Annotated in this window: 13 protein-coding genes; 8 read left to right on the forward strand and 5 right to left on the reverse strand. The window is 67.6% G+C overall.

Going from position 1 to position 15,696, the window contains the following annotated elements:
* Positions 1–13: 13 nt before the first annotated feature.
* The gene (locus ASD69_RS00960) at positions 14–1,792 is read right to left on the reverse strand and encodes a M4 family metallopeptidase (RefSeq protein ID WP_235567124.1); all 1,779 of its coding nucleotides are present in this window, start codon (positions 1,790–1,792) and stop codon (positions 14–16) included.
* A gap of 228 nt (positions 1,793–2,020) precedes the next feature.
* On the opposite strand from ASD69_RS00960, the gene ASD69_RS00965 reads away from it, so the two are divergent.
* From ASD69_RS00965 to ASD69_RS00985, 5 genes are read left to right on the forward strand one after another with little or no spacing between them, the layout of a single operon-like run.
* Positions 2,021–3,313, forward strand: a complete 1,293-nt coding sequence (locus tag ASD69_RS00965) for an FAD-dependent oxidoreductase (protein ID WP_200943922.1) — start codon at positions 2,021–2,023, stop codon at positions 3,311–3,313.
* Positions 3,310–4,665 carry a glutathione-disulfide reductase gene (gorA, locus tag ASD69_RS00970; protein WP_056172761.1) on the forward strand — a complete coding sequence of 452 codons (1,356 nt, stop codon included), beginning with the start codon at positions 3,310–3,312 and terminating at the stop codon, positions 4,663–4,665. The genes ASD69_RS00965 and gorA overlap by 4 nt, the downstream gene beginning before the upstream one ends.
* Positions 4,666–4,719: 54 nt before the next feature.
* Positions 4,720–6,798 carry a prolyl oligopeptidase family serine peptidase gene (locus tag ASD69_RS00975; protein WP_082576203.1) on the forward strand — a complete coding sequence of 693 codons (2,079 nt, stop codon included), beginning with the start codon at positions 4,720–4,722 and terminating at the stop codon, positions 6,796–6,798.
* Between the two features lie 6 nt (positions 6,799–6,804).
* Positions 6,805–7,611, forward strand: coding sequence for an N-formylglutamate deformylase (gene hutG / locus ASD69_RS00980; protein ID WP_056172769.1), 807 nt, complete (start codon positions 6,805–6,807; stop codon positions 7,609–7,611).
* Positions 7,608–8,864, forward strand: a complete 1,257-nt coding sequence (locus tag ASD69_RS00985; RefSeq protein WP_056172771.1) for a crosslink repair DNA glycosylase YcaQ family protein — start codon at positions 7,608–7,610, stop codon at positions 8,862–8,864. Before hutG ends, ASD69_RS00985 begins: the two co-directional genes overlap by 4 nt.
* Positions 8,865–9,088: 224 nt before the next feature.
* On the opposite strand, the gene ASD69_RS00990 is transcribed toward ASD69_RS00985, so the two are convergent.
* The 4 genes from ASD69_RS00990 to ASD69_RS01005 all read right to left on the reverse strand — a co-directional run bounded on the left by ASD69_RS00990 (position 9,089) and on the right by ASD69_RS01005 (position 12,619).
* A complete protein-coding gene (locus ASD69_RS00990; protein WP_056172773.1) occupies positions 9,089–9,391 on the reverse strand; it encodes a hypothetical protein in 303 nt (100 codons plus the stop codon).
* Between the two features lie 107 nt (positions 9,392–9,498).
* On the reverse strand, positions 9,499–9,933 hold the full coding sequence (locus ASD69_RS00995) for an ankyrin repeat domain-containing protein (RefSeq protein WP_162250594.1): 435 nt from the start codon (positions 9,931–9,933) through the stop codon (positions 9,499–9,501).
* Positions 9,934–9,959: 26 nt separating this feature from the next.
* Positions 9,960–11,852, reverse strand: a complete 1,893-nt coding sequence (parE, locus tag ASD69_RS01000) for a DNA topoisomerase IV subunit B (RefSeq protein ID WP_056172779.1) — start codon at positions 11,850–11,852, stop codon at positions 9,960–9,962.
* A 38-nt stretch (positions 11,853–11,890) separates the two neighbouring features.
* The gene (locus ASD69_RS01005; protein ID WP_157498872.1) at positions 11,891–12,619 is read right to left on the reverse strand and encodes a hypothetical protein; all 729 of its coding nucleotides are present in this window, start codon (positions 12,617–12,619) and stop codon (positions 11,891–11,893) included.
* A 191-nt stretch (positions 12,620–12,810) separates the two neighbouring features.
* On the opposite strand from ASD69_RS01005, the gene ASD69_RS22570 reads away from it, so the two are divergent.
* The 3 genes from ASD69_RS22570 to ASD69_RS01020 all read left to right on the forward strand — a co-directional run bounded on the left by ASD69_RS22570 (position 12,811) and on the right by ASD69_RS01020 (position 15,094).
* Positions 12,811–13,524: a hypothetical protein gene (locus ASD69_RS22570; RefSeq protein ID WP_235567125.1), complete on the forward strand. Its 714-nt coding sequence runs from the start codon at positions 12,811–12,813 to the stop codon at positions 13,522–13,524.
* A 610-nt stretch (positions 13,525–14,134) separates the two neighbouring features.
* Complete coding sequence (locus ASD69_RS01015; RefSeq protein WP_056172786.1) at positions 14,135–14,494, forward strand: hypothetical protein; 360 nt, start codon at positions 14,135–14,137, stop codon at positions 14,492–14,494.
* A 69-nt stretch (positions 14,495–14,563) separates the two neighbouring features.
* Positions 14,564–15,094 carry a DUF5946 family protein gene (locus ASD69_RS01020; protein WP_255357203.1) on the forward strand — a complete coding sequence of 177 codons (531 nt, stop codon included), beginning with the start codon at positions 14,564–14,566 and terminating at the stop codon, positions 15,092–15,094.
* Positions 15,095–15,696 lie beyond the last annotated feature (602 nt).

Consider the following 15,696-nt stretch of genomic DNA (forward strand, 5'->3'; position numbering starts at 1 on the left):
CCTGCGATCCGGATCAGTTCACCGCCGCCGCCGACCAGGCGCGCGCCACGGCCTGGTACTCGGCCGAACCGTTGCCGTACAGATCCGCCGCCGCCTGCAGGGTGCCGGTGCGCGCCTGCGGATAGGTGGTGCTGGACACGAAGTAACGGGTCAGCGCGCGGTACCAGATCGCGCCGGCCTTGGCGCGACCGATGCCGACGAGGCTGGTGTCGCCGTTGCAGACCATCTGCGCATTGGTATAGCCGAAGCCGCTGGGCGCCACGGCGCCCTGGCTGAGCAGATAGAACTGGCGGTTGCCGACGCCGGAAGTGTTGTGCGGATCGTGCGGTCCGCGCTGATAGGCCAGCGAGGCGCTGAAACCGCCGGACGGATAGCAGGCGAAGGACTTGCCGTCGGCGTCCTGCTTGAACATCAGGCGCAGCCCCTTCTTATCGCCGGGATTGCTGATGAAGATCTCCTCGCCGATCACGAAGTCGCCCGGGTCGTTGACGTTGTTGACGGTGAACTCCACCAGGGTGCCGAAGATGTCCGACACCGCCTCGTTGAGGCCGCCGGCGTCCTTGACGTTGTAGTAGCCCAGGCGCGCGGTGGCGCCGGTCACGCCATGGGTCATCTCGTGGCCGGCCACGTCCAGCGCCACCAGCGGACGGTAGGTCACGCCGTCGCCGTCGCCGTAGACCATCACGCCGTTCCAGCCGGCGTTGACGTAGTTGGTTCCGTAGTGGACGTAGCTCTTGGCGCCCACGCCGTTGTTGGAAATGCCGTTGCGGGCGTGGGTGTTCTTGTAATAGTCCCAGGTCGCGGCCACGCCGTAGTGGGCGTCGGCGGCGACGGTGGCGCGGTCGGAGACGGTGTTGTTGCCCCAGCTGTTGTCGCTGTCGCTGAACAGCGTGGCGCCGGAGGTGCTCTGACGGTTGTTCGCGTCCCAGGTCGAGCCGCTGCCGCGGGTGACGTCGGTCATCTGGAAACCGCCGCTGACCGAGTTGGTGCCGATGCCGACGTTGCCCAGGGTCAGGGTCTTGCCGGTGCCGGTGGCCGCGGCGGAGTGGAAGCGGTCGTCTTCCAGCAGCACCTTGCCGTTGGCGGCGTCGAGGTAATAGGTCATGTTGCCCGGCGCCTGATCGTTGCGGCGATCGCCGAGCAGGTCGACCTGATAGGCCAGGGTCGGCTGCCCGCCGCGCGCGAACACCACCAGGCGCGTCGATTCGATTTCGGTCACCGAGCCGTCGAAGGCCGCACCGGCTTCGATCTCGGCCTGGGTCGCGCTCAGCGTGGGCTTGATGCCTGGGCGCGCGAAGGTCTTCATCTCGTCGCCCTGGGTGATCGAGAGCAGCTTGCCGTTGCGCGTATGCACGACCATGTCGCCGCCGATCACCGGCAGGCCCTGATAGCTGCGGTCCATGCGCACGTGCTCGGTGCCGTCGCGGTCGACGATCACGTCGCGGGCGACGAAGCCGTCGGCGGCGACGCGGTGCGCTTCGCGCGCGGCCGGGCCTTCGAGCAGGCCGCGCGCGCGGTCCGCGGCCGGCGAGGCGTCGGCTTCGGCGGGCGAGGTCGAGGCGAACATCTGCTCGCTGCCGGGGCGCGCGCCGTCGGCGGCCCGCGCCAGCAGGGGCTGCAGGCCGCTGCCGGCGGGATGCGAGTGGGCGGTGCGGCCGACGTCGGCGGTCGCGGCCTGGCCCAAACCCGGCGCGTGGCGTTGAACGGCGTTGGAGAGCGTTTCGGACTGGCTGGCCAGCAGGGTGAGCGCGCCGACGATGGCGGCGCTAAGCAGGGCGGTCTTCGCTTGCATGTGCGTGATTCCCCAAAGTGTCGAAAGATGGTTGGTGGATGGAGTCCACATCCGTTACTGTTTATTCCGTTACTCACGCGGGCCGGCGCATCGCTGCGGGGTCGGCTCGCCGAGTCTTTGAACCGTAAGTGCCCGGGCGACGCGTTTTTCGTTGGCGCAAGCCGCGAATGACACCCGCCGCTGGATTGCGGTCACACTTCCGGATCTTCGATCGACCCGAGCACTGCCTTGTCGAGTGAATCCCTGCAAAACGCGCGTGCGGACGCGGTGCGCGACACGGACATCGCCGTCGTCGGCGGCGGCGTCATCGGCCTGGCCTCGGCGCTGGCCTTGCTGAACGACGGGCGGCGGGTCTGCGTGCTCGAAGCCAACACCCTGGGCAGCGGCAGTTCGCACGGAAACTGTGGAACGATCACGCCTAGTCACGCCACGCCCCTGGCCGCGCCCGGCGTGATCGCGCAGGCGCTGCGCTGGATGCTCACCCCGGATGCGCCGCTGTACGTGCACCCGCGCCTGGACCCGCGCCTGTGGGGCTGGCTGCTGCGTTTCGCGCTGCGCTGCAATGCGCGCGACTGGCGCCAGAGCGCGCTGGCCAAATCGGCGCTGCTCAACGACTCGCGCGCGCGGCTGCAGGACTGGGTGCGCGATTACGGCCTGCAGTGCGAGTTCGAACAAAGCGGCGTCGACTACGTGTTCCGCGACGAGCGCACGTTCGCCGCCGGTCAGATCGAACTCGACCTGCTGCGCGAACTCGGCATCCGCATCGAACTGATCGACGGCCGCCGCTACGAGGCTGAAGATCCCGCCTTCAAGCCCGGCCTGGCCGGCGCGATCCGCTTCGACCACGATGCGGTGCTGCGCCCGGATCGCTACGTCGATGCGTTGGCGCAGGCGGTGCGCGCGCGTGGCGGCGTGATCGTCGAGGGCTGCCGCCTGCAGACGCTGGACACCGACGGCGCGGGCGTCGCGCTGGGCACCAGCCAGGGGGCGCTGCATGCGCGCGAGGTCGTGCTCGCGCTGGGTGCCTGGTCGCCGCAGCTGTCCGATGCGATCGGTCTGGCCGGACTCAAGCGTGCGATCCAGCCCGGCAAAGGCTATTCGATCACCTACGACCGGCCGGCGCGCGTGCCGCGCCGGCCGGTGGTGCTGCGCGAGCGCAAGGTCTGCGTGACCACCTGGGGCAGCGGCTACCGCCTGGGCAGCACCATGGAATTCTCCGGCTACGACGACAGCCTCAATCCGCGTCGCCTGGCCGCGCTGGAGCGCGGCGCGGCCGAGTATCTGCACGAGCCGGTCGGCCCGGTCGAACGCGAGCGCTGGTACGGCTGGCGTCCGATGAGCAGCGACGACATTCCGCTGATCGGCCGCGTGCCCGGCCGCGATGGCCTGTGGCTGGCCACCGGACACGGCATGATGGGCGTGAGCATGAGCGCCGGCACCGGCCAACTCGTCGCCGACCTGATCGGCGGGCGCGCGCCCGCGATCGATCCCACGCCCTATCGACCGGAGCGATTCGCATGAGCGACGTACTACGCGACTTCGACCTGATCGTGATCGGCGGCGGCTCGGGCGGCCTGGCCGGCGCCTTCCGCGCCGCCGAACACGGCGCCCGCGTCGCCCTGCTGGAACCGCATCTGCTGGGCGGCACCTGCGTCAACGTCGGCTGCGTGCCGAAGAAGGCGATGTGGCTGGCCGCCGATGTCGCCGGCCGCCTGCGCATGGCGCGCGATCTGGGTTTCGACGTCGGCGAAGCGCCGGCGCTGGACTGGCCGACCTTCATCGCCCATCGCCAGCGCTACATCGCCAACATCCACGACAGCTACCGCCGCCGCCTGGACGCGGCCGGTATCGTGGTCGCGCCGATGCGCGCGCGCTTCATCGATGCGCGCACCGTCGAATGCATGGACGGCGTGCGTCTGAGCGCGGGCAACATCCTGATCGCCACCGGCGGGCATCCGCTGCGGCCGTCGCTGCCGGGCGCCGACCTGGGCGGCGTGTCCGACGATTTCTTCCAATGGACCGCCGCGCCCGAGCGCGTGGCCATCGTCGGCGGCGGCTACATCGCGGTCGAACTGGCCGGCCTGCTGCAGGCGCTGGGCAGCCACGTCGATCTGCTAGTGCGCGGCAGGCTGCTGGACGGTTTCGATGGCGAACTGGTCGATCAGTTGGCCGAGGATTACCGCCACGCCGGCGTGCATCTGCAGTTGGGCTACCACCTGTCCGCGGTCGAGCGCGACGGCGAGGGCGTGCGCCTGCGCGATACCGGCGGTGCGCTGAGCGAGCGCTACGACCGCCTGCTGTTCGCGACCGGGCGCAGGGCCAACACCGCGTCGCTGGACCTGGAGGCGGCCGGCGTGCTCGTCGATGCGGACGGCTATGTCCAGGTCGACGTGCGCCATTCCACCAACGTCGAAGGCATTCACGCGGTCGGCGACGTCACCGCCGATCCCGCCCTGACCCCGGTCGCGATCGCGGCCGCGCGCCGGCTCATGGACCGCCTCTACGGCGGCGCCAGCGCGCTGCTGGACCAGCGCGACATTCCCACCGTGGTGTTCTCGCATCCGCCGATCGGCCAGGTCGGCCTGACCGAAGCGCAGGCGCGCGAGCGCCACGGCGACCAGGTGCACGTGTACCGCGCCGGCTTCCGGCCGATGTTGCACGCTTTGGCCAATTCTCCGCAGCGCAGTTTGTTCAAACTGATCTGCATCGGCGACGAGCGCCACGTGGTCGGCATCCACCTGATGGGCGAGGCCGCCGACGAAATCCTGCAGGGCTTCGCGGTCGCGCTCAAACGCGGCATTTCCCTCGAGGATCTGCGCGACACCATTGCGATCCATCCCACCAGCGCCGAGGAAGTGGTGCTGATGCGTTGAGTCGCGGTAGCGGCCGTACCGAACACTCTATCCAACAATCACGGAGCGAAACGCATGAGGCAGCGGTGGCAGGGTTGGATGCTGGTGGGCGCGCTGGTCGGCGCGCCTTCGGCGCAGGGCATGGAGATCGCCGACCTGCTGTCCGCACCGCAGCCGGAAGCGCCGGTGGCCGCGGCCAAGGCGCCGGTCATCGCCTGGGTCGCCAACGAGCGCGGCGCGCGCAACCTCTGGGTCGCGCGCGCGCCGGAGTTCGCGCCGCGCAAGCTTACCGATTACAGCGAAGACGACGGCCAGTTGCTGAGCTCGCTCGCGCTCAGCGCGGACGGCCGCACCCTGGCTTATGTGCGCGGCGGCGGTCCGGACGCGGCCGGCAACGCCAGCAACCCCACCGGCGATCCCGACGGCGCCGAACAGGCGGTATGGGCGGTGCCTACCGACGGCGCGATCGCGCCCAAGCGCGTGGCCGCGGGCCGTAGCGTGAGTTTCGCGCCCGGCGGCGACGCGCTGATCGTGCAGGGCAAGGGCGTGGGTTGCCATGCGCATGCGTTCGCCAAGGCGCCGGCCTGGTGCGTGGAAGCGCTGCTGAAGACGCGCGGCGCCAACAGTGCGGCGGGCTTCTCGCCGGACGGCGGCCGTCTGCTGTTCGTCAGCAACCGCGGCGATCACAGCTTCATCGGCGTGCTCGATCTGGCTGCGCGCTCGGTGCGCTGGATCGCCCCGGACTACAACAACGACAGCGCGCCGGTGTGGTCGCCGGACGGCAAGCGCATCGCCTTCCTGCGCACGGCCGGCACGCGTCCGGGCCAGGCCTTCGATCTGACCGCGGCCAATCCTTTCGAGGTCTGGGTCGCCGATGCCGACAGCGGCGTGGCGCGTCGCTTGTTCCGCTCGGGCGACACAGCCGGCGGCTACGCCCAGTTCGCGGTGCCCGAGCCACTGCGCTGGGGCCGCGATGGCCGCCTGCTGTTCAGTTCGGAAGAAAACGGCTGGCTGCACTGGTACGCGCTGTCGCCCGACGGCGGCGCGCCGGTCGCGGTGAGTCGCGGCGACTGCGAAGTCGAAACCGCGGGCCTCAGCGACACCGGCACCCTGGTCTACAGCGCCAACTGCGACGACATCGAGCGCCGCCAGTTGTACACGGCCTCCGAGGGCGCCGCGCCCAAGCGCCTGAGCGGCGACGGCCAGATCGCCACCGACCCGTTGCCGCTGTCCGGCGCGCAATGGATCGCGTTCCGTCACGCCGACGCGCGCCGTCCGACCGCGATCGCGGTGATGCCCGCCGCAGGCGGCAAGCCGCGCCGTATCTTCCCCGCGCAGCTGCCGGCGGCGTTCCCAGCGCAGGCGCTGGTCGAGCCCAAGACGCTGACCTTGCGCGCCGCCGATGGCGTGGTCTCGCATGCGACCGTGTTCCTGCCGCCGGCCAGCTTCAAGGGCAAGCGCCCCGCGCTGATCTACGTGCACGGCGGGCCGATCCGGCAGATGCTGCCGGGCTGGCACTACAGCAGCTATTACTACAACGACTACGCCAGCAATCAGTGGCTAGCCAGCCGCGGCTTCGTGGTGCTGGCGCTGAACTTCCGCGCCGGCACCGGTTACGGCCAGGCGTTCCGGCGCGCGGCCAAGCAAGGCCCGCGCGGCGCCAGCGAATACCAGGACGTGCTGGCCGCACGCGCGCACCTGGCCGGCCTGGCCGAGGTCGACGCGCGCCGTATCGGCATCTACGGCGGCTCCTACGGCGGCTATCTGACCGCGCAAGCCCTGTCGCGCAATTCCGATCTGTTCGCCGCCGGCGTCGACCGCCACGGCGTGCACGACTGGCGCGAGAGCGCCAAGGGCGGCGACAACAGCGGCCTGTGGGGCCTCAAGCCCGACGAACTGGAACTGGCGGGGCAGTCCTCGCCGGTCGCGCAGGTCGAGAACTGGCGCTCGCCGGTGCTGTTCGTGCACGGCGACGACGACCGCGCGGTCAAGTTCAACCAGAGCGTGGACCTGGTCGAGCGCCTGCGTGCGCGCGGCGTGCCCATGGAAAGCCTGGTGATTCCCGACGAAGACCACTTCTTCCTGCGCTACGCGACCTGGATGCAGGTGCACCGCAGTACCATGGCCTTCTTCGAGCGCCAGCTGAAACCCTGAACCGCCATGAGCACCGTCCCCGCGCCGACCGAACCGGTCTTCGAACTCCACCACGGCAGTGCGCCGCTGCTGATCAGCCTGCCGCACGACGGCAGCGCGATCCCGCCGGCGCTGGCCGAGCGCATGCAGCCCTCGGCGCGGCGCGCGCCCGATACCGACTGGCATGTGTCGGTGCTGTACGCGTTCGCGCGCGAGCTGGGCGCTTCGATCCTGGTGCCGCGCTATTCGCGCTACGTGGTCGACCTCAACCGCCCGCCCGACGACACCTCGTTGTACCCCGGCCAGAACACCACCGGCCTGTGCCCGGCGGTGCAGTTCACCGGCGAGCCGGTGTATCTGGACGGCCAGGCGCCGTCGCCTGAGGAAGTCGCCGAGCGCGTCGAGAAATATTGGCGGCCGTATCACGAGAATCTAGACGCCGAACTCGCGCGCCTGCGCGGCGAACACGGCCGCGTGGTGCTGTGGGAAGGCCACTCGATCAAAGGCAGCGACCTGCCGTTCCTGTTCGAGGGCCGCCTGCCGGATCTCAACCTGGGCACTTCCGGCGGCGCCAGCTGCTCGCCGCAGTTGCAGGCGCGCCTGGAAGCGGTGTTGGTCGGGCAGGGCGGCTACGACTGGATCGTCAACGGCCGCTTCAAGGGCGGTTACATCACCCGTCACTACGCCTCGCCCGAGACCGGCGTGCAGGCGGTGCAGTTGGAGCTGAGCCAGCGCAACTACATGGACGAAGCCAGCTTCGCCTACGACGAAGCCAAGGCCGCGAAGCTGCAGCCGCTGCTGGCCGAACTGCTGCGGACCTGCCTGGCCGGATGAAGACCGCGGTCGCGGCGCCCGTCCTGACGCTCGCGCAGGCACGCGCGCTGCACTTGAGCGCGCAAGGCCTGCTCGCGCGTCCGCGCCGGCGCGCGCGCAAGCCCGATCTGCTGGCCGCGATCGCGCGCATGCAACTGCTGCAGATCGACACCATCCACATCGTCGCGCGCAGCCCGTATCTGGTGCTGTACTCGCGCCTGGGCGCCTACCCGCAGACCTGGTTGGAGGAATTGCTGGCCCAGCGCGAGATCTTCGAGGTCTGGGCCCACGAAGCCTGCTTCGCGCCGATGAGCGACTACCTGCTGCATCGCAACGCCATGCCGCAGCGCGCCCATCACTGGGCGATCCGCAACGCCCAGGCCCATCGCAGCAGCAGCGGCGCCAAGATCGAGCGCCTGCTCGAGCACATACGCGGCCTGGGCCCGGTCAAATCCTCCGACTTCGAGCGCGAGCAGGCGGGCGGCGGCTGGTGGGGCTGGAAGGACGAGAAGCGCTGGCTGGAAGCCGCGTTCGCGCTGGGCGAGCTGATGGTCGCGCGGCGCGAGAACTTTCACCGCGTCTACGACCTCACCGAGCGCGTGGCCGGCAGCGTCGTGCCCGACTGGAACACCGCGCGCCTGGATATCGCCACGGTACGGCGCGAGACCCTGCTCAAGTCCGTGCGCGCGCTGGGCCTGACCCAGGCGCGCTGGATCGCCGACTACTACCGCACCAAACCGCGCCTGCGCGACGCCGACCTGGACCCGCTGGTGGAGCAGGGCGCCCTGCTGCGGGTGGCGGTGAAGGGCTGGGACGCGCCGGCTTACGTGCATCCCGACCACGCCGCCGCGCTCGCGCTGGCTGCGACGGGACGCCTGCGCGCAAGCCACGCCACCTTGCTGTCGCCTTTCGATCCGGTGGTCTGGGATCGCGAACGCGCCAGCGAATTCTTCGGCTTCGACTACACCCTGGAGTGCTATACCCCCGAGCCCAAGCGCCGCTACGGCTACTTCGTGCTGCCCATCCTCGCGCGCGGTCGTCTGGTCGGCCGCCTCGACGCCAAGGCCCACCGCCGCGAGGGCGTGTTCGAGGTCAAGGCGCTGTTCCTGGAAGAGGACGTCGTCGCCGACGAGGCCCTGATCGCCGATATCGCCCGCGCGATCGACGACTGTGCGCGCTGGCATGCGACCCCCAAGGTCGACCTGCAACGCTGCCGCCCCGCAACCCTGCGCACGCCGCTGCGCGCGGCCCTGCGCGCGCTTCAATCCGCCTAGGCAAGCTGCTCCAGGGTAGGCGCCGCGTGCAAATGCGCGGTACCGCCGCCAGCATCCTGTAGGAGCGGCGCAAGCCGCGACCACGCCACAACACATACGACGCGCCTGGCGCAGGGCTCGTGACCATCTTGCGCAAGCGTGCCTGTCTCCCCGATCGCTGCTCACGCCGCTCCTACCCCAAAGCGCGACGCGCTGTGCGGCATGTCGTCGCGCAGCGTTTCGACCTAGCCCTGGGTCAACGTCGCCGTGATAAACAGCACGGCCACCGGCACGACCAAGGCCACCGGCACCAGCGCCACCAGCCAACGCGGCCGCTCGCCGCGCGCCCAGCCGACCAGCGCCAATACCACGCCGCCGAAGCCCGACATCAGCCACAGGAAGATCGCTTCCCAGAACCCGCACAAGCCATCGCCGCAGGGCCCGCCGAAGGTGCGCATCAACCAGACCAAGGGCGCATGCGCGACTGCCGCGGCGATCGCCAGCCAGAACAGAAGAGGGCGCGGTGTGGGTTGCTCGTTGCTGTTCATCGCAGATCTCGGTCCGATGAGCGTGCGCGGCGACCGAGCGGAGGCGGCGCCGCAAGCGGGGCGACGCGCTTAAGGCAGCGCGGCGCTGCCTCAGCTATACACCAAGCCTAGCGCCGCCGCGAGGCGCGCGCCGGTCCCACTGTCTTCAGATACGCAACATGTGCGCCTTTTCCGTGGATATGCGCCGCATCGATCGGCAAGCGACCGGCGTCGTCCGTGGCCGCCGTGTCCGCACCCGCGAGCGCCAGAACTTCGAGCGTGGCCAGATTGCCGTGGCTGGCGGCCCAGTGCAGCGGCGTGTAGCCGCTGCGTTCGCGTAGGTCGTGGCGGGCGCCGGCCTCCAGCAAGCAACGCACGATGTCCGTACGGCCGCAGGCTGCGGCGCCGAACAGCGCCGTTTCCCCGATGGAATCCTGCCAGTTCACGTCGGCCCCGGCCGCGATCAGCGCCCGCACCTCATCCAGATCGCCGGACCATGCCGCGTAGTGCAGCGCGGATTCCGCGCGGCTGTCCGCGGCGGTCAAGGGTGTGTCGTCTTCCACGGCGGCTCCTGAAAACGCGGCGACGCTCAAACCTCCAGCGTCGCCAGATCGCCCTTGGTCTCCAACCACTGCTTGCGGTCGCCGGACCGCTTCTTGGCCAGCAGCATGTCCATCAGCGAATGGGTTTCGGTGCCGTCGTCGACGGTCAGCTGAACCAGGCGGCGGGTGTCGGGGTGGATGGTCGACTCGCGCAGCTGCGAGGCGTTCATCTCGCCCAGGCCCTTGAAGCGGGTGACGTTGATCGCGCCGCGGATCTTCTCGCGTTCGATCTTCTCCAGCAGGATGCGCTTCTCTTCCTCGTCCAGGGCATAGAACACCTGCTTGCCCACGTCGACGCGGAACAGCGGCGGCATCGCCACGAAGATGTGGCCGGCCGCGACCAGCGCCGGGAAATGGCGCAGGAACAGCGCGCTCAGCAGGGTCGCGATGTGCAGGCCGTCGGAGTCGGCGTCGGCCAGGATGATGACCTTGCCGTAACGCAGGCCGGTGATGTCGTCCTTGCCCGGATCGCAGCCGATCGCGACCGCCAGATCGTGCACTTCCTGCGAGGCCAGCACGCTGCCGGACGCGACTTCCCAGGTGTTGAGGATCTTGCCGCGCAGCGGCAGGATCGCCTGGAAATCCTTGTCGCGCGCCTGGCGCGCGCTGCCGCCGGCCGAGTCGCCTTCGACCAGGAACAGCTCGGTGCGCGACAGATCCTGCGAGGTGCAGTCGGCGAGCTTGCCGGGCAGGGCCGGGCCTTGGGTGATCTTCTTGCGGACGATTTGCTTCTCGGTCTTCAAACGCGCCGCGGCGCGCTCGATCGCGAGCTGGGCGATCTTCTCGCCCAGTTCGGTGTGCTGGTTCAGCCACAACGAGAACGCATCGTGGGCGGCGCCCTCGACGAAGCCGGCGGCCTGGCGCGAGGACAGACGCTCCTTGGTTTGGCCGCTGAACTGCGGGTCGGTCATCTTGATGCTGAGCACGAACGCGACCCGGTCCCACACGTCTTCCGGCGCCAGCTTGACGCCGCGCGGCAGCAGATTGCGGAAGTCGCAGAACTCGCGCAGCGCGTCGGTGAAGCCGGTACGCAGGCCATTGACGTGGGTGCCGTGCTGCGCGGTCGGGATCAGATTGACGTAGCTTTCCTGCACCAGCTCGCCGTCCGGCACCCAGGCCACCGCCCAGTCGGCCACTTCGGTGTCCTTCTTGAGCTGGCCGACGAACAGGTCCGGCGGCAGCAGCTCGCCGCGGCCCTCGAGCTCGCCGCGCAGGTAGTCGCGCAGGCCGTCCTCGTAGTACCACTCGGCGGTTTCGCCGCTAGCGACGTCGTGCAGCTTCACGCTCAGGCCAGGGCAGAGCACGGCCTTGGCGCGCAGCAGGTGCTTGAGCGAGCGCAGGTTGAACTTGGGCGTGTCGAAGTACTTGGCGTCGGGCCAGAAGCGCACGCGGGTGCCGGTGTTCTTCTTGCCGACCGTGCCGACCACCTCCAGCGGGGTGGCGCGGTCGCCGTCCTTGAAGGTCATGCGGTATTCGTTGCCGTCGCGCTTGATGTGCACTTCGACCAGAGTCGACAGCGCATTGACCACGCTGACGCCGACGCCGTGCAGGCCGCCGGAGAAGGTGTAGTTCTTGTTGCTGAACTTACCGCCCGCGTGCAGGCGGGTCAGGATCAGCTCCACGCCGGGGATCTTCTCCTCCGGGTGGATGTCGACCGGCATGCCGCGGCCGTCATCGGACACCTCGGCGCTGCCGTCGGCGTGCAGGATCACCTCGATGCTGCGCGCATGCCCGGCCAGGGCTTCGTCGACGGCGTTGTCGATCACTTCCTGGGCCAGGTGGTTGGGCCGGGTGGTGTCGGTGTACATGCCCGGACGGCGTTTGACGGGGTCCAGGCCGGAAAGGACTTCGATATCGGCGGCGTTGTAACGACTGCTCATGAAACCTGCATGGGGTAGTGAAGCAAAGGGGGAATCGGTTAGCGCCCGGCGCCGACGGCCTGCAATTCGGCGCCGGTGTAGGGGTTGTAGCGGTAGCCGCCCGGGAACAGCTCGCCATTGGCGGGGTCGCGCCGCGCCGGCAACAGGCCGCCCAGGGGCAGGCGGAAGCTGAACTCGCTACGGTCCAGCCGGACCAGCATCTTGCCATCCCCGAGCGGGTCGGCGACGGGTTTGTCGTCGGCGGTACGGCCCGGGAACACATAGAACTGCATATTCTCGCCCGCCGGACCGATCATGCTGGTCAGCAGCGGCCTCATCGTGTTCAGCAGCCCCTTCAGGGCCGGGTCGACCTTGTCGGCCGCGATCGGCCGGTGCACCCCGCCATGCATGTCGACCAGCTTCAGCTGGCTGCGCAGATCGGCCTCGCTGGTGAAGCTGATGTCCCGGGTCTCATTGTTGATCCGCAGGGCCGCGATCACCGTATGCCGGGAAAACAGGTCCAGGAACTGCGCAGACGCCTCCTGGGTCGCCTGCTTGGTCGCGCCCTTGGCGCCCGCACTCTGCTGGTCCAGCACATAGGCCCACAGCTGCGGCGGCAGCCACCAGATCATTTCGCTGCTGCCGATCCCGCCGCCGGTCTTCTGGGTATCGCCCATCAGCTCGTCGATCCGGATCTGCCCCACCGGCACCCCGGTATGGCCAGCCCAAACCGGCGCGACGGCCGCAAGGCCCAGACACAACATGAACGAAATAGCCAGACGGCGCATGGAAGGTCCCCTGAGTGAGCGCAGCGAGCATGGCGACGGGGTGGGGCGGGGTCAAGCTGGGGGTGGTGCGCGCCCATCCGGTCGATGGGGTCGTCCAGCCGGTGCCGTCGGCTCCTCGCAACACCGTAAAGTGAATGGCATGGGCCTCGCGCGGCGCGCTTGGCGGCGTGCAGGGTTGCGGGGGCCGGTCGATGACCAAGCAAGACAAGTTCATAGCTGTATTTCTCATCTTTCAAGGTCTTGCCGGCATCGCCACGACACTGTGGCTCGCGGCCTTAGGCGGGCTCTCGACGGGCGTCTTGCTGGTTCTGGCCCCCGCCATCGTGGCGGCGCTCATCGCGGGCGTCGGCTCTTTCCGCAATCTGTCTTGGGCCAGAGCGCTAGGTATCGCGGTCTTTGCCGCTCAAGTGCCTTCATTTCAGACCCCTTGGTTCTTCTACTCGGTCTGGCTTGGCGTGCATCTGAACATCACGCTGGGCTGGATAGACGCCGGGAAGGTGGGCGTCAATTTACTGGCGCTCGCCATGTTGATATGGGCCTTGCTGCGATGGCGCGCGCTTGCGAAGCCAGCCGCATCCGATCCTGTTCGGGGTCCCGCATTGGGTGCATGGCAGCCGATCACGGTCGCGGAGCTGGAGCTGCTGGTTGTGGAGCAACTTGAAGCGTGTTCGCCCTCAGAGCGGGAGGCATTCGCTACTCGGCGCGTACCGTTCTACGCCGTCCCGATACGCAGGTACGGCGCCATGGGGTCCGTTCTGGTGGTAGCAGAGCTTCCCGAGGGGCTGCTCTACTACGAGGATGTCGAAGGAGGTTTCGAGATGGGGATTCTCGAGGACGGGGCACTGCTGGAGGCGCCCTGCCAGCAATTCGAGCTGACTCACTTGCTTCACCGATTGGGGTTCTGAATGTCAACCGGACCGAAACCGACGGTCTCAGGCTGCGGGCAAATGCCGGGCGCTTCTGCGCAGCTCGATCCTTGTGGCCCAGCTTGGGCCATATGAAACAGCTCGCGGCAACTGTGGTGTTTTCGCTTGTGACAGGCTCGGTATCTGCCCACCAAAACCGGATACTGCCCATTAAGGCAGATGGCACTCTGAGCGCGATTCCCGCGACCTATGGGCCGGTTAAGGTGCACATTCCCGTGATCCGGCCAGTTCGCAGGCTTGGACGCAAGTTCGGATAACGTCACCGCGCTTCAGTATCAATCTCAATCGATGCATTCTCGTTAAGCTGAAGAACGTTTCACAAGTTCAAGCCAGTGGTTCGTGGCACCACATGCGCAGTTCGACCAACGACTACTACTCGCTTACCTTTTCGCTACTCGACGGGCGCATTTTGATGGACCAAAGAGCTTGGGATCCTCTGACCGGCGCTTGGCGTGCGCAACTCATAGACCCGGCTGAAAAATGTTCGGACTGGAAGAGCGTGGGCATGTGGCCTGGCAACTCACTCAAGCCGAACCCCCTTATGGGCAGGGCTTAGTTCAGACATCAGGCGTATCAACGGCTCCTTCGAATGCTCAAATATTTGATCGCCGGAATTGCGCTCGGACTCCTTTCAGCTCTCCTGTCGCTCATGGCGGCCGGCGGTGGACACGGCTGGAACTCCGCATTGCCGTTCGGGCTTATGTCCCTGGTCCTTTACCCTTGCGTCTCGGTTGTGTATACCAACCGAGGCCCTGGGCTCGGCTTGGTATTGCTTGCCGTGCTCGCGGTCTTTCTGGATGGGGCGCTGGTTGCAAGGACACTGCGAGAGGGTGTCCATTACATGTACGCGGTTTGGCCCTTCGCCGTTGCTTGGCTTGCGCTTTGGCTGTTCTGGCAAGTGGCGGTTATTGCGGCTCTTGTTCGGCGCCGTCGTCATGGTGTCGCCTAACATTCATGCACGCCGAAGCCGTTTCGCGATTCGGCCTAATTCAGGCGCTAGATCGCGCCGGCACCACGCATGAACCTTGAAACATGCCCAGGTTGCGGCGCTGCGTTCCCTCGGCGCGCTGGCCCGATGCATCCCTATATGGTGTCGTCGCCGGCCTGCTGGGCGGCCTTCGGCGAGGTCTTGGCGCGCGAATACAGCGAACCCGCATTGCTATCGATCCACAGATTGAGCGTGGATGCCTATGCGGTGCAGCATCCAGGCAGCCCCTGCCGACAAAGCATCCAGTCCGTCGGGGTCCACTTGATCCGGCTCTGCCTGTTCCTGGAGCATGGCTTGGCGCCCGACAGGGCCAATGAGGCCATGCTCGCCGCGGGACGGATCAAGCATACGTTTAGTTGGCTCGAGCCACCTTCGGCGCTGGGTGCCGTCACGGTACATGACGTTCTGCAGGCGACGGAAACGTCGGCGCATGCGGCAATGGTGAGGCGCTGGGCGCAGTCGGCTTGGGATGCATGGGGCCCGCATCACGAGAGAGTTAGGCAGTGGCTCGTGCAGTCAAACAATTCGTTCAAGCAGAATCCGCCTCCCGGGCCGGCTTGACTCAGGCGTAGAGCATTCCCAGTGAATTCAACCCCATCGGCATCCAGTCAAAATTTCTTCGCTCGCTGTTGGTCAGGCTCCGCGCGCCTCTGGCAAGCCTACTGGCTGGTAGGCGTCCTCGGGCAATTCGTGGCTTTGGCGGCCTTTGGCGCGGTTGCCTTTGTGCTTGCGCCACTCCGCCAATACTCCGCCCTGTCGAGCCTGTCGGTTAGCCTGCTATTAGTCGCAATGCTCTTGTTCTATATGGTTTTTGCCTTGGTGAGCATTTGGCGTTGCGCCCACAATGCGAACAGTCCCGTGTGGGGTGGGCTGGCTCGTGTGTCTGTGGCGCTATCGGTAGCGTGGGGCGTGTATGCCGTCTGGCGTGCGTTCTGAGAATTCATCCGGGCTCGCTCGCTGTCGTGAGCTGGCCAAGTTCAGCGCTTGATCCGTAGATGGAAATGTCGTTTCTATCCAAAGAAGAGCTTGATTCGGCCTTTCGGTGGGTCGTAGGAAGTTCCCTGGAGCCAAAAGGCTTCGTGGAGGTAACTCCTAGGAAATGGGTGTGCGACAGGTTCGCTCCGATAAGACACTTATTCACGGTCCAACGACCCATTGCCCGT

This window comes from Lysobacter sp. Root604 (assembly GCF_001427505.1).
In the GTDB taxonomy this organism is placed as follows: Bacteria; Pseudomonadota; Gammaproteobacteria; order Xanthomonadales; family Xanthomonadaceae; genus Lysobacter.